The organism is Streptomyces sp. cg35 (assembly GCF_050410835.1).
GTDB lineage: Bacteria > Actinomycetota > Actinomycetes > Streptomycetales > Streptomycetaceae > Streptomyces.
In genome coordinates this window covers 513,202-531,426 of the sequence record NZ_CP191268.1, presented here as the reverse complement: position 1 = coordinate 531,426, position 18,225 = coordinate 513,202, and the positions used below count along the sequence as shown (strand labels likewise).

18 protein-coding genes are annotated in these 18,225 nt (G+C 72.7%); 6 read left to right on the top strand and 12 right to left on the bottom strand.

Translation table 11 applies throughout. The features are described 5' to 3' along the window. Positions 1–85 precede the first annotated feature (85 nt). Entirely contained in the window at positions 86–814 is a 729-nt protein-coding gene (locus tag ACQUQD_RS02680) for a 2OG-Fe(II) oxygenase (protein WP_428950273.1), read from the bottom strand. Positions 815–1,114: 300 nt separating this feature from the next. Here ACQUQD_RS02680 and ACQUQD_RS02675 point away from each other — a divergent pair, with 300 nt between their 5' ends. Beyond that, the gene (locus ACQUQD_RS02675; RefSeq protein WP_428950272.1) at positions 1,115–1,936 is read left to right on the top strand and encodes a putative protein N(5)-glutamine methyltransferase; all 822 of its coding nucleotides are present in this window, start codon (positions 1,115–1,117) and stop codon (positions 1,934–1,936) included. Between the two features lie 46 nt (positions 1,937–1,982). Here ACQUQD_RS02675 and ACQUQD_RS02670 read toward each other — a convergent pair whose 3' ends face one another. The 4 genes from ACQUQD_RS02670 to ACQUQD_RS02655 all read right to left on the bottom strand — a co-directional run bounded on the left by ACQUQD_RS02670 (position 1,983) and on the right by ACQUQD_RS02655 (position 5,779). Beyond that, on the bottom strand, positions 1,983–2,624 hold the full coding sequence (locus ACQUQD_RS02670; RefSeq protein ID WP_428950271.1) for a DUF4230 domain-containing protein: 642 nt from the start codon (positions 2,622–2,624) through the stop codon (positions 1,983–1,985). Between the two features lie 48 nt (positions 2,625–2,672). After that, positions 2,673–4,595 carry a tetracycline resistance ribosomal protection protein Otr(A) gene (gene otr(A), locus ACQUQD_RS02665; RefSeq protein WP_428950270.1) on the bottom strand — a complete coding sequence of 641 codons (1,923 nt, stop codon included), beginning with the start codon at positions 4,593–4,595 and terminating at the stop codon, positions 2,673–2,675. Positions 4,596–4,730: 135 nt separating this feature from the next. Beyond that, positions 4,731–5,165 carry a protein-tyrosine phosphatase family protein gene (locus ACQUQD_RS02660; protein ID WP_428950269.1) on the bottom strand — a complete coding sequence of 145 codons (435 nt, stop codon included), beginning with the start codon at positions 5,163–5,165 and terminating at the stop codon, positions 4,731–4,733. Then, on the bottom strand, positions 5,162–5,779 hold the full coding sequence (locus tag ACQUQD_RS02655) for a TetR/AcrR family transcriptional regulator (protein ID WP_428950268.1): 618 nt from the start codon (positions 5,777–5,779) through the stop codon (positions 5,162–5,164). Before ACQUQD_RS02655 ends, ACQUQD_RS02660 begins: the two co-directional genes overlap by 4 nt. 125 nt (positions 5,780–5,904) lie before the next feature. Between ACQUQD_RS02655 and ACQUQD_RS02650 the strand changes: the two genes are divergently transcribed. Then, positions 5,905–6,804, top strand: coding sequence for a DMT family transporter (locus ACQUQD_RS02650; RefSeq protein WP_428957432.1), 900 nt, complete (start codon positions 5,905–5,907; stop codon positions 6,802–6,804). On the opposite strand, the gene ACQUQD_RS02645 is transcribed toward ACQUQD_RS02650, so the two are convergent. Together ACQUQD_RS02645 and ACQUQD_RS02640 are read right to left on the bottom strand one after the other, a co-directional pair. Then, positions 6,795–7,949, bottom strand: a complete 1,155-nt coding sequence (locus ACQUQD_RS02645; RefSeq protein WP_428950267.1) for a dihydrofolate reductase family protein — start codon at positions 7,947–7,949, stop codon at positions 6,795–6,797. The two genes, ACQUQD_RS02650 and ACQUQD_RS02645, sit on opposite strands and share 10 nt — an antisense overlap. 36 nt (positions 7,950–7,985) lie before the next feature. After that, positions 7,986–8,984, bottom strand: coding sequence for a glutathione S-transferase family protein (locus ACQUQD_RS02640; RefSeq protein ID WP_428950266.1), 999 nt, complete (start codon positions 8,982–8,984; stop codon positions 7,986–7,988). Positions 8,985–9,131: 147 nt separating this feature from the next. On the opposite strand from ACQUQD_RS02640, the gene ACQUQD_RS02635 reads away from it, so the two are divergent. Then, positions 9,132–9,674 carry an SRPBCC family protein gene (locus ACQUQD_RS02635; protein WP_428950265.1) on the top strand — a complete coding sequence of 181 codons (543 nt, stop codon included), beginning with the start codon at positions 9,132–9,134 and terminating at the stop codon, positions 9,672–9,674. Here the strand turns inward: ACQUQD_RS02635 and ACQUQD_RS02630 are convergent. Next, positions 9,614–10,246, bottom strand: a complete 633-nt coding sequence (locus ACQUQD_RS02630) for a PAS domain-containing protein (RefSeq protein WP_428957431.1) — start codon at positions 10,244–10,246, stop codon at positions 9,614–9,616. The two genes, ACQUQD_RS02635 and ACQUQD_RS02630, sit on opposite strands and share 61 nt — an antisense overlap. A 196-nt stretch (positions 10,247–10,442) precedes the next feature. Between ACQUQD_RS02630 and ACQUQD_RS02625 the strand changes: the two genes are divergently transcribed. Then, positions 10,443–13,619 carry a cytochrome P450 gene (locus tag ACQUQD_RS02625; RefSeq protein WP_428950264.1) on the top strand — a complete coding sequence of 1,059 codons (3,177 nt, stop codon included), beginning with the start codon at positions 10,443–10,445 and terminating at the stop codon, positions 13,617–13,619. A 15-nt stretch (positions 13,620–13,634) separates the two neighbouring features. Here the strand turns inward: ACQUQD_RS02625 and ACQUQD_RS02620 are convergent, their stop codons facing one another. Beyond that, positions 13,635–14,063 (bottom strand): pyridoxamine 5'-phosphate oxidase family protein, encoded by a 429-nt coding sequence (locus ACQUQD_RS02620; protein WP_428950263.1) that lies wholly within the window; start codon positions 14,061–14,063, stop codon positions 13,635–13,637. Between the two features lie 58 nt (positions 14,064–14,121). Continuing rightward, positions 14,122–14,760, bottom strand: a complete 639-nt coding sequence (locus ACQUQD_RS02615; protein WP_428950262.1) for a peptidoglycan DD-metalloendopeptidase family protein — start codon at positions 14,758–14,760, stop codon at positions 14,122–14,124. 124 nt (positions 14,761–14,884) lie between these two features. On the opposite strand from ACQUQD_RS02615, the gene ACQUQD_RS02610 reads away from it, so the two are divergent. Both ACQUQD_RS02610 and ACQUQD_RS02605 read left to right on the top strand, forming a co-directional pair. Next, positions 14,885–15,475 (top strand): N-acetylmuramoyl-L-alanine amidase, encoded by a 591-nt coding sequence (locus ACQUQD_RS02610; RefSeq protein ID WP_428957430.1) that lies wholly within the window; start codon positions 14,885–14,887, stop codon positions 15,473–15,475. 66 nt (positions 15,476–15,541) lie between these two features. Further along, the gene (locus ACQUQD_RS02605) at positions 15,542–15,778 is read left to right on the top strand and encodes a hypothetical protein (RefSeq protein ID WP_428950261.1); all 237 of its coding nucleotides are present in this window, start codon (positions 15,542–15,544) and stop codon (positions 15,776–15,778) included. An 81-nt stretch (positions 15,779–15,859) separates the two neighbouring features. Here the strand turns inward: ACQUQD_RS02605 and ACQUQD_RS02600 are convergent, their stop codons facing one another. After that, on the bottom strand, positions 15,860–16,249 hold the full coding sequence (locus ACQUQD_RS02600) for a VOC family protein (protein ID WP_428950260.1): 390 nt from the start codon (positions 16,247–16,249) through the stop codon (positions 15,860–15,862). A gap of 129 nt (positions 16,250–16,378) precedes the next feature. Further along, the gene (asnB, locus tag ACQUQD_RS02595) at positions 16,379–18,220 is read right to left on the bottom strand and encodes an asparagine synthase (glutamine-hydrolyzing) (protein ID WP_428950259.1); all 1,842 of its coding nucleotides are present in this window, start codon (positions 18,218–18,220) and stop codon (positions 16,379–16,381) included. Positions 18,221–18,225 lie beyond the last annotated feature (5 nt).

The following is an 18,225-nucleotide window of genomic DNA, read 5'->3' as shown; positions in this document are numbered from 1 at the left end:
CCGATTCATCCGCTTAAGCAACGATATGTCCGACCGGTCGGCAAAAGCGAGCGTCGCTCATGGGGGGGGCATGCTCGGAGCACGGTCACTCGGCGTCGTGGAAGACGAGCCCCAGCGTGTGCCGGCGGCCTGTGCGGACCGTGCTCACGCCGTGCCGCATGGGGCCGTTCGCCCAGCCGCGCACCGAGCGCACCGGCCGGTCCCGGGTCGTGAACACCAGCGCGTGCCCCCGTGTCAGGGTCGTCGCGAAGCCCCGCGACTGGGCGCGCGGCCGCTGCTCGGTCATGAGGAACTCGCCGCCGCGGTAGTCCACGCCCGGTTCGTCGAGGCCGATCACGACCTGGAGGGGGAACACCAGCTCGCCGTACAGGTCCCGGTGCAGGGCGTTCCAGTCGCCCGGCCCGTAGCGCAGCAGGATCGGCGCCGGCCGGGTCTGGCCCGCCGCGTGGCAGTGCTCCAGCCAGGTGCCGAGGTCGTCCGGCCAGGGCGCGGGCCGGTTCAGCCGCCGGGCCCAGGACCGCGCGATCGGCAGCAGCCGCGGATAGAACGCGGCGCGCAGCTCCCGGACCGGCTCGGGCAGCGGGTGACCGAAGTACCGGTACTGGCCCCGGCCGAACCGGTACCGGGCCATGTCGACGGTCGAGCGGAACCGTGCCGCGTCGTCGTAGAGAGCGGCGACGGACCGGCACTCGTCCGGAGCGAGCACCGGCCGCGACGTCAGGGCGCTGCCGAACTCGTCCAGTTCTCCCGCGAGTTCGGCCCAGTCGAGGGCGTCGAGCCGGTCCTGTGCCGTGCCGAGAGAGGTGCTGGTCATGGGAGGCGTTCCTGTTCCACTCGCATAAGGGTCGGTCCGGGACCGTGCGTCCGCCGACGGTCTCCACACTGGTCGCGGGCGCGTGAGGATGCCGGCGGAAATCGGACGCGGAGTCCGGTGAGGTAGTGTGACCGGGCCCAACAGCGCCACGAGGGAACGAGGAGGTGAGTCCGATCACCGCTGTGTCAGGTCGGGAGCTCCCTTCTCCTGTCGTACGAGCCCTCCGTTCGCTCTGAGCGGGACGGCGGCCGTGCGGCGCCCGGGAGCCCCATCGGTATCCCGAGAGGTCACCCACCAGCCATGTCGCTTCCGCCGGCAACCCCGTCGCCCCGTTCCGTGCCGTCCTCCGATGTCCCCGCAGACCCTTCGCCGGTCGTCGCGACCCTGCGTGCCGCGGGCTGCGTCTTCGCCGAGGACGAGGCCCGCGTCCTGCTGTCCAGCGCCCGGGACGCGGCCGAACTGACCGCCATGGTCGAGCGCCGCGCCGCCGGACTGCCCCTCGAACACGTGGTGGGGTGGGCCGAGTTCTGCGGCCTGCGCATCGCGGTCGACCCGGGCGTCTTCGTACCCCGCCGCCGCACCGAGTTCCTGGCCCGCCAGGCACACGCGCTCACCCCGCCGGGCGCCGTCGTCGTCGACCTGTGCTGCGGGAGCGGCGCCGTCGCCGCCGCGCTCGCCGACCTGCGCCCCGCGCGGCTGCACGCGGCGGACCTCGACCCGGCCGCGGTGCGCTGCGCCCGGCGCAACATCGAGCCGCTCGGGGGAGAGGTCCACGAGGGGGACCTGTACGAGCCGCTGCCGCCCGAGCTGGCGGGCCGGGTCGACATCCTGATCGCCAACGGCCCGTACGTCCCCACGGACGACGTGCCGCTGCTGCCGCCCGAGGCCCGCGACCACGAGCGGCGCATGGCCCTGGACGGCGGCGCCGACGGACTCGACATTCTGCGCCGGGTGGCCGCCGGGGCGCCGCGCTGGCTGGCGCCCGGCGGCCGGCTGTTCGTGGAGACCAGCGACCGCCAGGCCGCGGCCGCCGAGGCGGCCGTCCGCTCCGCCGGTCTGCGGCCACGGGTGGCGCAGGACGACGACCTCTACGCGACGGTGATCATCGCGACGCGCGCCTGAGGGCCCGTTCCCGGAGGGCGGGGCGTCGCCCGCGAGGGCGCCGGGCTCACGTTCCGAAGGACACCCGCACGTCCTTGAACCCCAGTGAGCGCAGCAACCCCTTCAGCATGTCGGTCGTGTTGCGTTCGGCACGTCCGGTGAGGCCACTGTCCCGCGCCGCCTCACCGATGTGCCGGGCGGCGAGCTTGCGCACGGCCCGCTCGTCGTTCGGGTTGTCGGAGAACAGGTCCCCGAGCCGGTCGAGGAGACCGCGCTGCTTCGACACGGCGTAGGACCGGTCCGTGTCGAGCGCGGGGTCGCCCAGCCGCGCATGCGGCAGCTTGAGCGTCGCCGACGTCCGCTCGTCGTTCACCTTCACGTCCCCGGAGCCGACCTTTCCGAGGTCCACGTACGCGTCCACGCTGCCGGCCCCGATGTACAGGGTCCGGGTCCCGCGGATCGCGTCCGGGAGGTACTTGGTGTCCTTCTCCAGGTCGACCACGACCTGGAAGTTCCCGGACGCGGCATCGTAACGGCTCAGATCTCGCACCGACTTGAGCAGCGCGGGTCCCGACCGGTCGTGCGTCTCGGTGCCGAACACGTCCAACCGGTCCACCAGGCGCAGCCCGGTGAAGACGAGCACCAGCACCACGACAAGTACACCCACGGCTTTCGCCCAACGGGGCAGTGGCAGAGCCCTCGACGTCATGACGGATACCTCCCTTCCCAGGAGGTCTAGTTCCACCGTATCGACGGATCACGCCTTGGGCAGCGCCCCGGGCGTGCGGACGAGCCGGTCGCCCGACACCCGGGACCACCACACTCCCTCGCCGCGCGTGAGACCCGGCAGGGCCAGTTCCATCTCCCGCACCCTGCGCGCCGTCAACTCCCCGGTGATCAGCCACGTCTCCCGGCCGCCCGTGGTCTCACCGAACTCGGCTCCGAGTGCGGACAGTCGGGCGGTCACCGGTGCGAGCGTGTCCAGCGGCACCTCGACCTCGAAGGAGTGCACCGGCTCGAAGACCCGGGTCCCGGCCCGCTCCAGGGCCCGGCGCACGACGAGCGCGGTCACGGTCCTGAAGTCGCCGGCGACGCTCACGGGGGAGTCGAACCCCGAGCGGATCAACGTCACATGACAGTCCGTCACCGCATGGCCCTGCGGCCCGCCGCGGGCGAGGATCGCGTGCACCGTGTCCTCGATGGCCTGGTGGAACGCCCTGGGGAGAGCGCCCAGTTCGGTCTCGTACGAGAAGACGCGCCCGGAGCCGAGCGGTCCCGGTGCGACCCGGAGCCCCACGGTCGCGGGCAGCCCGGTCGTGCTGCGGTGCCCCATCTCCTCGACCGCCTCACCCGTGCCGGCGGGCCGCTCCAGGCAGCGGACGCGGCTCGGCCGGAACTCCGCCTCGATGCCGTACTCCTGGGCCAGAGTGGCCCCGAGGACCTCCTTCTGGACCTCCCCGTAGAGGAGGAGCTCGGTGCTGCCGTCGGGTTCCGGGCGGGCATGGATCAGCGGGTCCTGGTCCGCGAGTTCGAGCAGCGCCGCCCGCAGCGCGGCACCCTGCCCGGGGCGGACCGCCCGGGCCACGGTCTCGAGCGTCGGCGGCGCGAACCGCGCCCCGTCACCGGTGAGTTCACCCAGCCGGTCGCCGACGCGGATCCCGGCCGTGGCGCGCACCTCGGCGATCTGGCCGGGCCCTGCGATGTCGCCGCCGGGGCCGACGACCTGGAGCCCGGTGAGCCGTCCGGAGATCCGCTCCGAACCGCCCTCGGCGTCACGCCTGAGGAACGTGACCTTCTGACGTGCCCTCACTTCACCTCCGTACAGGCGCAGATAGCCGATCCGTTCGCCGACGGGCCCGCGCCGCACCGCGAAGACCGTGCCGGTCGGCTCTGCCGGCGCGGGCCCGGGCCGTGGGGCGGCCGGGAGGAACGCCCGCACCGCATCCACCAGTTGGGTGACTCCCTGGCCGCCGATCGCCGAACCGAACAGCAGGGGGTGGACCGTGCCGTCGCCGGTCCGTGCCGCCAGCGCGGCGCGCACGGTCGCGGTACTCGGCGGCGGCCCGTCCACCAGTGCCGCCAGGATCGTGTCGTCCACCTCGGCGAGCGTCCGGGCGGCCGCGTCCCGCACCGCCGGGTCGTCGAGAAGGCGGGCCGTGACGGCGGCGCGCGGCGTACCGGCGTCCCGTACGTCGCTCAGCGGCACCACGTGCGGGGTCAGCCGGCGGCGGATGTCGTCGAGCAGCGGGGCGACGCGGGCACCCGCCCGGTCGATCTTGTTGACGAACACGAGCGTGGGCAGCCCCATGCGCCGCAGCGTCTTGAGCAGCACGCGCGTCTGCGCCTGCACACCCTCCACGGCGGAGATCAGCAGGACGGCCCCGTCGAGCACCGCGAGGGCCCGCTCGACCTCGGCGATGAAGTCGGAGTGGCCCGGGGTGTCGATGAGGTTGATCTGGGTGTCGCCGACGGTGAACGCCGCGACGGCCGAGCGGATCGTGATGCCGCGCTGCCGCTCGATCGCGCCGGTGTCCGTGCGGGTGTCGCCGCCGTCGACGCTGCCGAGCCGGTCGATGGCACCCGTGTCGAACAGGAGCCGCTCGGTGAGGCTGGTCTTACCGGCGTCGACGTGGGCGAGAATGCCGATGTTCAGGGTCGTGCGAGCCTGCGGGGTCTGCATGGAAGGTCGAGTCCTCGAAAACGATGGTCCGGCGGGGTCGCTGAACTGCTTCGAGGAATCGGCGCATGCGGGTCTCCTGAACGGCGAAAGGTGTGACGCGCCTATGGTGCGCAGCGGGTCACGGCGCGGCGCAACTCAATTTTCCGGGACGGTGAACCGGCGGACGTAGCGCTTCTGCCACGGTGTCTCCACGGCGCGCCGGTCGTAGTTCCGGCGCACGTACGCGACGGCCTCGGCGGCCGGCACCCCGTCCAGCACCGCGAGGCAGGCGAGCGCCGTCCCGGTCCGGCCCCGGCCGCCCGCGCACGCCACTTCCACGCGTGCGTCGGCACACCGCCGCCATGCTTCGTGCAGCACGGCGCGGGCGCGCTCGGCATCGGACGGCAGCCGGAAGTCCGGCCAGTGCAGCCAGGCCGACTCCCAGTCCACGGGCGGCGGCCGACGGCCGAGGAGGTACACGCCGAATTCCGCGCGCGGACCGGGCGGCAGCGGGGCGCGCAGCCCCCGGCCGCGCACCAGCCGCCCCGAGGGCAGGCGCAGCACGCCGGGCCCGTCCGGCTCCCAGGTCATCGCGCCTCCTGCGCGGCGGAGAGCAGGAACGCCGCCAGACGGCGCGCCCGCCCGAACGCGTCCGGGAAGACATCCAGACCGTCCGAGACCAGCGCACCCTCGTGCAACAACATCAGCGAACGCCCCAACTCCCGTGCCGCGTCCGGCGATACGTCCTGGGCGAGCCGGGTGAACAGCTCCAGCGTCCACTGCTTCTGCCCGGCGATCACCGCGTACGCGGGATGCGCCGGATCGCTGATCTCGGCGTGCGCGTTCACCATGCTGCAGCCCTTGCCGCTGTGGGCCGCCATCCACTCCTTCGACGCGTCGAAGACGGCCAGCACCCGCTCGGACGGGCTGAGCGCGGCCGGGTCGTGGTGCGCCGCGAGGAAGGCCCGCCAGCGCGCGTCCCGCGTGGCCAGGTAGTCGACGACGATCTGCTCCTTGGAGCCGAACCGGTCGTAGAGCGTCTTCTTCGTGACGCCCGCCTCCGCCGCGATCAGGTCGACGCCCACGGCATGGATGCCCCGCTCGTAGAAGAGCCGCGATGCGGTGTCCAGGACGCGGCGCGCGGCCGGGGTGAGGTCGGGGCGGTCCGGATCGACGGTCGGCGGGCCTGAGGTCTTCGTAGGCATGCCTCCAGAGTAAACCGATCTGTATAGTGACGTCAGGTAAACAGATCTGTATACCTCTGCTCGACATCGACATCGACATCGACATCGACATCCGATACCCGCGCTCACAAGGCGGTGCCCACGCCATGAACGTCCTTCTGTCCCTAGGTTTCGTCCTGACCTGGAGCTCCGGTTTCATCGGAGCCAAGCTCGGGGCCGACGAGGCGGCCGCCGTGACCACGCTGATGTGGCGGTTCCTGCCGCTCGCGCTGGTCCTCGGCGCCGTCGCCGCGACGGCGGGGCGGCGCTGGTGGCGCGGCCTGTCGCTCCGCGACGCCGGACGCCAGATCGTCGTCGGCGTCCTCTCCCAGAGCGGCTATCTGCTGACCGTCTACTACGCCATCCAGCTCGGCGTCTCCAGCGGCACCACCGCCCTGATCGACGGCACCCAGCCGCTCGTCGCGGGCGCGCTCGCCGGACCGCTGCTGCGCCAGTACGTCACGGCGCGTCAGTGGCTCGGACTGTGCCTGGGGGTGGCCGGGGTCGCCGTCGTCACCACGGCCGACGCGGCGGCCGTCACCGGCGTCGCCGGGTGGGCGTACCTGATCCCCTTCCTCGGGATGCTGGCGCTGGTGGCGGCGACGTTCGTCGAGAGCCGCTCGCCCGCGCCCGTCGAACCGATGGCCGCCCTGACCGTGCACTGCGCCACGAGCGCCGTGATCTTCACCGCCCTGGCCGCCGCCACCGGTGGCACGGCGCCGCCCGCCGCGCCGTCGTTCTGGCTGGCGATCGCCTGGCTCGTGGGCCTGTCGACGTTCGGCGGCTACGGCCTGTACTGGATCGTGCTGCGCCGGCGGGGACTGACGCAGGTCAACACCCTGATGTTCCTGATGGCGCCGGTGACCGCGGTATGGGGAGCGCTCATGTTCGGCGAACCGTTCGGCGTGCGCACCGTGCTCGGGCTCGCCCTGGGGCTCGCCGCGGTCGTGGTCGTCCAGCGGGGCGCGGCAGGTCGGCGGCGAACTCCCGCGGCCCGCTACTCCTGATGTCCGGCGGTGACCAGGTGCCGATTGGGGCGCACGGCAGCCTCGGCCAGCTCGGGCACCTCCGCGACCACGACGCCCGCCCCGGCCAGCGCCCCGATCCCGTCGGCGCCCGGCACGAACGTGTCGGGCTCCCGCCACGCCGTCACCACCCGACGCACCCCCGCGTCGACGATCAGCCGCGCGCACGGCTTCGGCCGCGACGCCCGGCGGGCGCACGGCTCCAGGCTGCTGTACACGGTGGCGGTCGCCAGGCGCGGATCGTCGGCGGCGAGCTTGCCGAGCGCGGCCTCCTCGGCATGCACGACCGGGTCGCCGGCCTCCCGGGAGTGGCCCCGCGCGAGTTCCGTGCCGTCGGCCGCCACGATCACCGCGCCGACGCTGAACGCGGTCTCGGACGGCGGGCAGTCGGCGGCCAGCTCGCAGGCGAGCCGCAGCCAGTGCCGGTCCGCCGCCGTCGCCGCGTCCGTGGCGCCGGGCACGGTCGGCGCGTAGCGCGTCACGATCACGTCGCCCACCTGCTCCGAGTCCAGGAGCCGCATCCGCCCGCGCGGGCCGCCCGGATAGGCGCCGGGCCCGAACAGTCGTGGCGCGTCCGGCGCGCCGACCACCAACGGCGCGACGGCGAGCCGCAGTTCGTCCGCGAACCCGAGCTGCAGCAACTGCGTGTGCACCCGCGCCCCGCCCTCGACCATCAGCCGGCCCACGCCCCGCGCGCCGAGGTCGTCGAGCAGCGCCGCCCAGTCGACCACCGGGCCGAGCGGCACCACGTCCGCCACCTCGCCCACGCGGCTGCGGGCCGGCGGGGCGCCCTCGTCCGTCGTGTACAGCAGCCGCTCGCCCCCGGTCGTCCAGAATGGGTCCCCGGGGTCCAGGTCACCGGACGCGCTGACCGTCACCTTCAACGGGTACGCGGGGCGCCCCTCGCCGACCCGCCGGGCACGCCGCTCGGCGGAGTTGACCAGCAGCCGGGGCCGGTCCGCGCGCAGCGTCCCCGCGCCGACGAGGATCGCGTCGCTCGCGGCCCGCACCGCGTCGACCCGGTCGAAGTCCTCGGGCCCCGACAGCAGCAGCCGCTCGGGCCCGGTGTCGTCGAGGCAGCCGTCGAGCGAGACGGCGGCGGACAACAGCACGTAAGGGCGGGACATGGCGGCTCCGTGACCTGGGTGGCGTACGCCCCGACCCTACCGAGGCGCGGGCGGTGTTCCGTCGCCGAAGGGCCGCCCGCCCAGCCGCTCACGTCCGTGCGGCGCCCGCCAGCCCGAGAGATCCGGCCCCAGCGGCACGATCCCCGTCGGATTGATGCCCGAGTGCACCTGGTAGTAGTGCCGCTTGATGTGGTCGAAGTCGACCGTGTCGCCGAAGCCCGGCGTCTGGAACAGATCCCGCGCGTACGCCCACAGCACCGGGTCCTCGGTGAGCTTGTTCCGGTTGCACTTGAAGTGGCCGTGGTAGACGGCGTCGAAGCGCACCAGCGTCGTGAACAGCCGCACGTCCGCCTCGGTGATCGTGTCGCCGACGAGGAAGCGCTGCCCCGCCAGCCGCTCGGACACCGCGTCCAGGCGTGCGAACACATCCCGGTACGCGTCCTCGTACTCGCTCTGCTTCGTCGCGAACCCGGCGCGGTACACGCCGTTGTTCACGTCCCGGTACACGTCCTCCATGACCGCGTCGATCTCCTCGCGCAGCGGCTCCGGATACAGATCGGGAGCGCCGGCGCGGTGCAGCGCGGTCCACTCGGTCTCCAGGTCCAGGGTCAGCTGCTGGAAGTCGTTCGTGACGAGCTCGCCGGACGGTACGTCGACGATCGCGGGCACGCTGACACCGCCCGGATAGCCGGTCTCCCGGGCGTCGTACGCCTCGCTGAGGTAGCGGATGCCGAGCACCGGGTCGCGGTCGTCCGGGTCCAGCGTGAACCGCCAGCTGCGGTCGTCCTGGATCGGATCGGTGACGGCCAGGGACAGCGCGTCCTCCAGGCCGAGCAGCCGCCGCACCACCAGGGCGCGGCTCGCCCACGGACAGGCGAGGCTCACGACGAGCCGGTAGCGGCCCGCCTCCACCGGCCAGCCGTCCCGGCCGTCGGCCGTGATCCGGTCCGCGAAGTGACTGCGGGACCGCTTGAAGCCCTTCTTTCCGTACGCGTCGTTGCCGTTCACGGAGTCTCCCTCCAGAGCCGGATCCATGGGTGGGCCACGGTGTCGAGCCTGCCCGGGAAACGGCCCCCGTACCACCGCACCGCGAGCGCCGGCCGGCGCCCGGTGAGAGGCTCGCAGGACCTGGGGCACCCCGGAACGCGGGGACGTCCCGCGCGGACCACGGAAGGCGCAGGCATGACGACCCTCACCGGCACCTACCTCACCCTGGACGACGGGCGCCCCGCCGTCCGCCTGACCCGGACCTACGCGCGGCCGGTCGAGCGCGTCTGGCGGTACGTCACGGACCCGGCCGAGCTGCGGCACTGGTTCCCGTCCCCGTTCCGGGCGGACGAGCTGAAGCCCGGAGCCACCGTTCTCTTCTCCGACGCCCCGGACGCGGCGCAGCAAGGGGCCACCGGCACCGTCCTCGCCGCCGACGCCCCGCGCAGCCTCGCCTACACCTGGGGAGGCGACGAACTCCGCCTCGGCCTCGAACCGCTCGACGACGGAGGCACCCGTCTCACCCTCACCAATGTCCTGGAGACGGCCGACGGCGCCGCACGCAACGCCGCAGGCTGGGAGGTCTGCCTCACCGCCCTCGACGCAGCCGACCGCGGCCAGGCCCCCGACGGGCCGCACACCGGGGCGAGCGCGCCGTGGAAGGAGCTGTACGACGCCTACATCACCGCCGGATTCCCCTCCGGCGCACCGGTGCCCGGCCTCGACGACCTGACCTGAGGCGGCCACACGCCCGGCTCCAGAATCCCCAACGCGTAGGCGCGGGCGACCAGTTCGGTCCGGTTGGACGCGCCCCAGCGCTGCGACAGGCGCCGCAGGTGGTACGTGACACCGTCGGTCGTCAGACCCGTCTCACGCGCCGCCCTGGCCGTCGTCGCGCCCGCCGCGAGCAGCGCGAGGATCCGCTCCTCGTTCGGATGCAGCACCACCGGGGCCGGCGCAGGACGCGGCGCGGACTCGCCCGTCACCCGCAGCATCACCAGCAGATCGGGCAGCGCGTTCGGGGTCTCGCTCACCGGGTCGACCGTCAGCTCACCGCTGCGCCCCGCACCGTCGGCGGCCCGCCAGGTCACCGCCACGGTGTAGCGCGAACGGCGCCGCAGCTTCAGCGCCTCGACGATCCGGTCGACCTGCGTGCCGTCGCGCGGCGCGAACAGCTCCAGCAGGTCGCGGCCCTTGAGCCGCCCCGGGGTCGTGCCCCACTCGGCGGCGAGCGCGGCGTTGACGATGCGCACGACCCCGTACGGGTCGCACACCGCCACCGGCATCGGAATGCGGTCGAAGAGGACCATCGCGCGATTGCGCCACACCACCGCGTCCACCGGCCCGCATCTGCCTCTCGTCCCTGCCACGAATGCGGGCCGGGCACAAGCCCGCCACGCCGTCACCCGCTACACAATCATGTAGCGGAGCGGCGCTGACCAGCGGGGGAGCGGGATCAAGCTGGAAGCGCCGATCCCCCCACCCGCGAAAGGCAGTTGCCGCACCATGCCGCACCCCACGCTGCTCCCGCCGCCCCCCACCGACGGCCTTCCGCTCATCGACATCTCCGCCACCGGCCCGGGCCCCGCCCCGCTGCAGCAGGTCATGGGCCTGATGCGCGAGCACGGCCCGGTCCTGGTGCGCCGCCTGCACGGCCGCGACGCGCTGTTCGTCGCCGACCTCGACCTCGTCACCGAACTCGCCGACGAGTCCCGCTTCACCAAACACATCGGTCCCGCCCTGGAGAACGTCCGCGCGTTCGCCGCCGACGGCCTGTTCACCGCCTACAACGACGAGCCGAACTGGGCGCGCGCCCACGACATCCTGATGCCCGCCTTCGCGCTCGGCTCCATGCGCAGCTACCACCCGGTGATGTACCGCGTCGCCCGCCGGCTCGTCGACGCCTGGGACCGGGCCGCCCACGACGGCCGCCCCGTGGACGTCCCCGCAGACATGACCCGGATGACGCTCGACACCATCGGACTCGCCGGATTCGGCTACGACTTCGGGTCCTTCGCCGGCACCGAACCGCACCCGTTCGTCGAGTCGATGGTGCGCTGCCTGGAGTGGAGCATGAAGCGGCTCGCCCGCACCCCGGGCGGCGACCACACGGCGGCCGACGCCGCCTTCCGCACCGACGCCGACTACCTCGCACAGGTCGTCGACGACGTCATCACCGCCCGCGTGCGCGGCGGCGAGCAGCACACCGACGACCTGCTCGGTCTGATGCTGACCGCCGAACACCCGCAGGGCGGCGGCACGCTGGACACCGCCAACATCCGCAACCAGGTCATCACCTTCCTCATCGCCGGACACGAGACGACGTCCGGCGCGATGTCCTTCGCCCTGTACTACCTCGCCAAGAACCCGGCGGTCCTCGACCTCGTCCGCCGTGAGGTCGACGACCTGTGGGGCGACACCGCCGACCCCGAGCCGGACTTCGACGAGGTCGGCCGGCTCACCTACACCCGGCAGGTGCTCAACGAGGCGCTGCGCCTGTGGCCCACGGCGGCGGCGTTCAGCCGGGAGGCCCGCGCCGACACCCTGCTCGGCGGGCGCGTGCCCGTGCGCGCCGGACAGGGCGTCACCGTGCTCACCCCGATGCTGCACCGCCGGCCGGTGTGGGGCGACAACCCCGAGCGGTTCGACCCGAACCGGTTCACGCCCGAGGCCGAGGCGGCACGCTCACCGCACGCCTTCAAGCCCTTCGGAACCGGTGAACGCGCCTGCATCGGGCGGCAGTTCGCGCTCCACGAGGCCACCATGCTGCTCGCGATGCTGGTGCACCGCTACCGGCTGCGCGACCACGCCGACTACCGGCTCACGGTGAAGGAGACCCTCACCATGAAACCGGACGGCTTCACCCTCGAACTCGCCCCGCGCACCCCCGCCGACCGCCGCCACACTCCGCTCCCCGGCCACACCGCGGCGCCCGAACAGGTCCGCGACACGACGGAGCTGCCGGTACAGGTCCGGCCCGGAACACGCGCCCTGTTCCTGCACGGCAGCAACTACGGCACCTGCCGGAGCCTGGCCGCCCAACTCGCCGACGAGGCCGCCGCCCTCGGCTGCGCGACCGACGTCGCCCCGCTCGACACCTACGCGGGAGCACTGCCCACCGACCACCCGGTGATCGTCGTCGCCGCCTCCTACAACGGACAACCCACCGACGAAGCCCGGGAGTTCATGACCGCCCTGGACCGGGCCGCGGACGGCTCCCTCGACGGAGCGGTGCACGCCGTGCTCGGGGTCGGCGACCGCAACTGGGCCGCCACCTACCAGCACGTCCCCACCCGCATCGACGACCGCCTCGCCGCCCTCGGCTCCGAGCGGCTCTGCGAGCGCGCCGCCGCCGACGCCTCCGGCGACCTGACCGGCACCGTGCGCACCTTCACCGCCGGGCTGCGCGCCGCACTCCTGGAGCGGTACGGCGACCCCGACGCCACCGGCACCGGGCCCGCGCCCACGGCGACGTACGACATCCGCGAGGTCACCGGCGGCCCCCGCGACCTCGCCGCCGCCCGGCACGGACTCGCCCCGCTGACCGTCACCGAGGCCCACGACCTCACGGCCCCCGGCCACCCGCGCACCAAACGGTTCCTGCGGCTCGCGCTGCCCGACGGGCAGACCTACCGCACCGGCGACCACCTCACCGTGCTCCCGGCGCACGAACCCGCCCTCGTCGACCGCGCGGTGCGCGCACTCGGCGTCGACCCGGACACCCTGCTCGACATCCGCACCGACCGGCCACGCCGCGACACGCTCCCCGTCGACCGCCCTCTGACGGTCCGTGAGCTCCTGTCCCGGCACGTCGAGTTGCAGCACCGCCCCAGCCCCGATCACGTCGCCGCGCTCGCCGCCGCGAACCCCTGCCCGCCCGAGGCCGCCGCGCTCGCGGCACTGCCCGCCGACGATCCCCGGACGTTCCTCGAACTGATCGAGGACCACCCGGCCCTGCGTGGCGCCCTCACCTGGCCGCAACTCATCGACCTGCTGCCCCCGTTGAAGCCGCGCCACTACTCGGTCTCCTCCAGCCCGGCCCTGGTGCCAGGCCACGTGGACCTGATGGTGTCCGTGCTCGACGCGCCCGCCGCCTCCGGCAGCGGCCGCTACCGGGGCACCGGCTCCACCCACCTGGCGGCCCTGCGCCCCGGCGACACCGTCCTCGGCCGCGTCCAGCCGTGCCGCGACGCCTTCCGCATCCGGCCCGACGCCCCCGGACCCGTCGTCATGATCGCGGCCGGAACAGGACTCGCGCCGTTCCGCGGCGCGATCGCCGAACGACTGGCAGCGGCCGGCCAGGGCGACCGACTCCCGCCCGCCCTGCTCTACTTCGGCTGCGATCACCCCGACCGCGACCTCCTGCACGCCGACGAACTGCGCGCCGCCGACGCCGACGCGGCGATCTCCCTGCGCGCGGTCTTCAGCGATGCCCCCGTCGACGGACACGCCTTCGTGCAGCACCGCATCGCCGCCGAGGGAGCCGAACTCTGGGCACTGCTCGACGCCGGTGCCCGGGTGTACGTGTGCGGAGACGGCGCCCGGATGGCGCCGGGCGTCCGCGCCGCGTTCCGGGACCTGTACCGCGCGCACGTCCCCGGCGCCGACGCGACCGCGGCCGAACAGTGGCTCGCCGCACTCGTCGTCGACGGCCGCTACGTGGAGGACGTCTACGGGGGCTGACGGCCCAGGAGAACCTCAGCTCGCCCCGAGGTCCGCGCTCAGCCAGTGCTCCGGATGCAGCTGCACGAGGAGCAGGCCCTCGGGGCCCGACCTGCGGAAGGAGTTCTCCACGTACCCGGCCAGCACCTCCGGCGCCAGGTACCGGCCGGCGACCTCCTTCAGGTCGTCGGCCGTCGCCGTACGCAACGCCACCGGCCCCTCCGCCGCCACATAGCGGTACGACGGCTCGACACGCTGCACCAGGAACGTGCACCGCCCCGCGGCCGCCAGCAGATGCGCCTTGCGGCTGTCGCGTCCGGTCACCGCGGTGAACGCGCCACCCGGCCGGTACGCGTACCAGATGGGCACGTTGAGGGGACCCCGGCCGCCCCGGGCGTCCACCGCGACGCACGCGGGATGCGTGGCCGCGAGGAACTCGTCGCGCTGTTCTTTCGTGAGCGGCATGAACTCTCTTTGGAGAAGCGCGAGTTGTGGTGGTGCCGGCGCCTGCCTGCTGCTCGGTCTACTTGGCGGGCATCTTGAGCTTCTGGCCGACCCGGATCAGATTCGGGTCCGCGATCCCGTTGAGCCTGGCGATCTCGCCGTAGCGGCTCGCGCTGCCCAGCTTCGACTGCGCGATCCCGGACAGCGTGTCGCCCGCCCGGACCGTGTACGCCGCCGGGGCCGCCGCCTTGCGCGCCGTGGCCGTCGCCGCCTTCTTGCGGGGCGCGGCGGCCTTCTTCGCGCCCGCCTTGCCGACTCCGTGCCCGGCGAGATAGGCGAGCGGATCGGTGTGCCCGTTGTACTCGTTGCGGGTGCGGGCCTCGAAGTGCAGATGAGGGCCGGTGACATTGCCGGTCGCGCCCGAGAGCCCGAGCCGCTGGCCACCGGTCACCGACTGGCCGGTCTTCACGTCCAGCGAGTTCAGATGGGCGTACAGCGTGAAACGGCCGTCGCTCATCTTCACGATCACCGCGTTGCCGTACGCGCCCTGGTTGCCCGCCGTCACGACGGTGCCGGGCCCCACGGACTTCACGGGCGTGCCGGTGGGGACCGCGAAGTCGACGCCGGTGTGGAAACCGGCCGCCCAGCCGCCGGGCTGGCGGTACTTGGCGCTGACGCGGCCCTTGTCGACGGGCATGCTCCAGGTTCCAGTGCTCATGGTTCCGTTGTACCGGCCGCACCCCGGTACCGCATGCGGCGGACCGCCCGCCCTGTCCCGGCGGCAAGCCTCCGACCTGCGGCGGAGCCGAATTCTTTCTAGGCTCCGAGACATGGCAGAGCCGATGAGCGCGGATCAGTTCGCGGCCGCACTGCGCGCCGAGGGCGGGTCCGTCACCGAGTGCGGGAACTGGCGCGACCACCACCGCAACGCCAAGGGGGCCTGGGGCCCGGTGAACGGCGTCATGATCCACCACACCGTCACCCGCGGCACCGAGGCGACCGTGCGACTGTGCCGCGACGGGTACGAGGGGCTGCCGGGCCCGCTGTGTCACGGCGTCATCGCCAAGGACGGCACTGTCCACCTCGTCGGCTACGGCCGCGCCAACCACGCCGGCCTCGGAGACCCCGACGTGCTCAAGGCCGTCGTGGCCGAGACGGAACTGCCGCGGCGGCAGCAGGCCACCGTCGACGGCAACCGGCATTTCTACGGCTTCGAGTGCGAGAACCTGGGCGACGGCAAGGACCCGTGGCCCGCCGCTCAGCTCGACGCCGTCGAACGGGCCGCCGCCGCGCTCTGCCGCCACCACGGCTGGAACGCCCGCTCCGTCATCGGCCACAGCGAGTGGCAGCCCGGGAAGATCGACCCCACCGGGTTCACGATGGCGTCGATGCGGAGCCGTATCGACGCACGTCTCGCAGATCGCCCGAGGTAGGTCCCGCGAAGACCACTCCTGCCGCCGGGCTAGCGCGATGGCCGAACTGGCCGCAGAATCAGACGTATGTCCTTTATGTCCGCGGGTGTGACGTGGCTCGGACTCGGCCTGACGCTCACTACGGCCGGTCTGGTGACGTATGGCCTCGCGGCGCTTCCCTGTTCGGCCTCCGTCCGCCAGGAGGACGCCGAACTGGTCTGCCGCCCGGCGCGGCGGACGGCTCTGGGGCTGGGGGCGCTGGGGGCTGCGGCCTTGGTCGTGGGAACGGTCCTGCTCGTTCTCCATGTGACGGATTTCCGCTGAGCGCAGACAGACAGATCGAGGCACACAGGTAGGCGTACGGAGCAGGGTCGCGTCGACGACGCGACCCCACCGCCTGGCGTGTCAGTCCTCCCCTCCGCCGTAGGGGCGGGTGATGACTTCCATGCCATGGCGCACCGGATCCATGAAGTACACGCCACGACCGCCGTCGTTGTGGTTGATCTCGCCCGGCTGCTTTCCGTGCGGATCGGCGTAGTACGTGATACCGGCGTCCTTGATGCGCTGGAAGATGCCGTCGAACTCCTCCTCGGTGACGAGGAAGGCGTAGTGCTGGGTGACGATGGACTCTGCCGGAATGGACGCGAAGTCCAAGGTCACACCGTTACTCAGGTCGAGGGCGACGAACGGACCCCATTCGGCCCCGACGTCCAGACCCAGGATGTGGGCCAGGAACTCGGCGGATTCCCGGCTGTCCCGGGCGTGCACGATGGTGTGGTTGAGCTGAACTGCCATGGGGGATTGCCTCCAGAAGGCAACTCCGGCACCTCCATGCCTCACCCGGACGGTGACCGGCACGCGATGCTGCCGCGGATACTAGGCACACCGCGGGCCGGCCCGCCAGTTCTTTCGGGCCGGACGGGCTCAGTCCAGGGCCAGTTCCGGGTTGTACATGTCCAGCCACAGCGCCAGGTCAAGGGTGCGCTCCAGGCCACGCCGTGAGGCCTGGGTGATCTGGGGTGCCTCACGGTGCGCGGCGCGGGCGACGCGCGCGTGGTCGACGAGGTCGAAGACGCGGTGCGAGGGCCGGGAGAGCAGGTCCTTCGCGTGGTCCTGGAGAGCGACCGCGTACTTGGGGTCCTGCGTCGACGGGTAGGGGCTCTTGACCCGGTCGTACACCGACTTCGGCAGCACGTCCGCGGTCGCCTCGCGCAGCAGACTCTTCTCCCGGCCGTCGAAGGACTTCAGCGCCCACGGGGTGTTGTACACGTACTCGACGAGCCGGTGGTCGCAGAACGGCACCCGCACCTCCAGGCCCACCGCCATGCTCGCCCGGTCCTTGCGGTCCAGCAGGACCCGCACGAACCGGGTCAGGTGGAGGTGGCAGATGCGCCGCATCCGGTACTCGAAGTCGCTCTCGCCGTCGAGACGCCGGATGCCCTTGACCGCGCCCGCGTAGCTGTCGGCGACGTAGCCCTCCAGGTCGAGCCGCTTGCCGAGGTCGGGGCGGAGCACGTCCGCGTCGTCACCGAAGTGCCGGCCCATCCGCACCAGCCAGGGGAACGTGTCGGCGTTGCGTGCCTCCTCGTCGAAGAACTGCAGATAGCCGCCGAACACCTCGTCCGCCGACTCGCCGGAGAGGGCGACCGTGGAGTGCTCGCGGATGGCGCGGAACAGCAGGTAGAGCGAGGCGTCCATGTCGCCGAACCCGGCCGGGATGTCACGGGCCCGGATCACCTTGGCCCGCACCTCCGGGTCGGCCAGCGCATGCGAGTCGAGCACGATGTCGCGGTGGTCGGTGCCGGCCGAGCGCGCCACGTCGTGCACGAAGGGGGTGTCGGGTGTGCCGCGCAGCTCGTCCGCGACGAAGTTCTCCGCCTGACCGACGAAGTCGACCGCGAAACTCCGGACGGTCTCGCCCTGCCCGGCCAGCTGCCGCGCCGCGATCGCGGTCATCGCCGAGGAGTCGAGACCGCCCGACAGGAGCGTGCAGCGCGGCACGTCCGAGACCAGCTGGCGGCGCACGATGTCGTCGAGCAGGCCGCGCACCGTGGCGATGGTCGTCTCCCGGTCGTCGGTGTGCGCCCGCGTCTCCAGCGTCCAGTACGCGCGGCGGCGCAGCCCGGACCGGTCGACGGTGACGACGGTGCCCGGCTCGACCTCGTGCATCCCGTCCCACACGGCATGTCCGGGAGTCTTCACGAACGTGAACAGTTCGCGGAGTCCCTCGAGGGTGACCCGGCCCCTGGCGAGCGGGTTGGCGAGGATCGCCTTCGGTTCGGAGCCGAACAGCACGCCGTCCGCGGTCTCGTAGAAGTAGAAGGGCTTGATGCCCATCCGGTCGCGGATCATGAGCAGCTTGTCGACGCGTCCGTCCCACACGGCGAAGGCGTACATGCCGTTGAGCCGCTCGGGCAGTTCCTCGCCCCATTCGAGGTAGCCGCGGAGCACCACCTCGGTGTCCGAGTCGGTCCTGAACTCATGCCCGCGAGCGGCGAGTTCGGCGCGCAGCTCGGTGTAGTTGTACGTCTCTCCCGAGTACACCAGAGCGACCGTGCCGCTCGGTGTCGTCGCGGTCATGGGCTGCCGGCCGCCCGGCAGATCGATGATGGCGAGCCTGCGGTGACCGAGCGCCGCGGGACCCTCGATCCAGGTGCCGCGGTCGTCGGGGCCGCGGCACTCCATCGTCCGCGTCATCGCATCCAATGCGTCGGCCGAGGCCCGCAGGTCGCGGTCGAAGGAGACCCAGCCGGTGATGCCACACATATGCT

What these genes read in the sequence shown, in the direction of transcription:
- ACQUQD_RS02680 (WP_428950273.1), bottom strand. Translation starts at nt 814, where the DNA reads ATGACCAGCACCTCTCTCGGCACGGCACAGGACCGGCTCGACGCCCTC.
- ACQUQD_RS02675 (WP_428950272.1), top strand. Translation starts at nt 1,115, where the DNA reads ATGTCGCTTCCGCCGGCAACCCCGTCGCCCCGTTCCGTGCCGTCCTCC.
- ACQUQD_RS02670 (WP_428950271.1), bottom strand. Translation starts at nt 2,624, where the DNA reads ATGACGTCGAGGGCTCTGCCACTGCCCCGTTGGGCGAAAGCCGTGGGT.
- ACQUQD_RS02660 (WP_428950269.1), bottom strand. Translation starts at nt 5,165, where the DNA reads ATGACCTGGGAGCCGGACGGGCCCGGCGTGCTGCGCCTGCCCTCGGGG.
- ACQUQD_RS02655 (WP_428950268.1), bottom strand. Translation starts at nt 5,779, where the DNA reads ATGCCTACGAAGACCTCAGGCCCGCCGACCGTCGATCCGGACCGCCCC.
- ACQUQD_RS02650 (WP_428957432.1), top strand. Translation starts at nt 5,905, where the DNA reads ATGAACGTCCTTCTGTCCCTAGGTTTCGTCCTGACCTGGAGCTCCGGT.
- ACQUQD_RS02645 (WP_428950267.1), bottom strand. Translation starts at nt 7,949, where the DNA reads ATGTCCCGCCCTTACGTGCTGTTGTCCGCCGCCGTCTCGCTCGACGGC.
- ACQUQD_RS02640 (WP_428950266.1), bottom strand. Translation starts at nt 8,984, where the DNA reads ATGGATCCGGCTCTGGAGGGAGACTCCGTGAACGGCAACGACGCGTAC.
- ACQUQD_RS02635 (WP_428950265.1), top strand. Translation starts at nt 9,132, where the DNA reads ATGACGACCCTCACCGGCACCTACCTCACCCTGGACGACGGGCGCCCC.
- ACQUQD_RS02630 (WP_428957431.1), bottom strand. Translation starts at nt 10,246, where the DNA reads ATGGTCCTCTTCGACCGCATTCCGATGCCGGTGGCGGTGTGCGACCCG.
- ACQUQD_RS02625 (WP_428950264.1), top strand. Translation starts at nt 10,443, where the DNA reads ATGCCGCACCCCACGCTGCTCCCGCCGCCCCCCACCGACGGCCTTCCG.
- ACQUQD_RS02620 (WP_428950263.1), bottom strand. Translation starts at nt 14,063, where the DNA reads ATGCCGCTCACGAAAGAACAGCGCGACGAGTTCCTCGCGGCCACGCAT.
- ACQUQD_RS02615 (WP_428950262.1), bottom strand. Translation starts at nt 14,760, where the DNA reads ATGAGCACTGGAACCTGGAGCATGCCCGTCGACAAGGGCCGCGTCAGC.
- ACQUQD_RS02610 (WP_428957430.1), top strand. Translation starts at nt 14,885, where the DNA reads ATGAGCGCGGATCAGTTCGCGGCCGCACTGCGCGCCGAGGGCGGGTCC.
- ACQUQD_RS02605 (WP_428950261.1), top strand. Translation starts at nt 15,542, where the DNA reads ATGTCCTTTATGTCCGCGGGTGTGACGTGGCTCGGACTCGGCCTGACG.
- ACQUQD_RS02600 (WP_428950260.1), bottom strand. Translation starts at nt 16,249, where the DNA reads ATGGCAGTTCAGCTCAACCACACCATCGTGCACGCCCGGGACAGCCGG.
- asnB (WP_428950259.1), bottom strand. Translation starts at nt 18,220, where the DNA reads ATGTGTGGCATCACCGGCTGGGTCTCCTTCGACCGCGACCTGCGGGCC.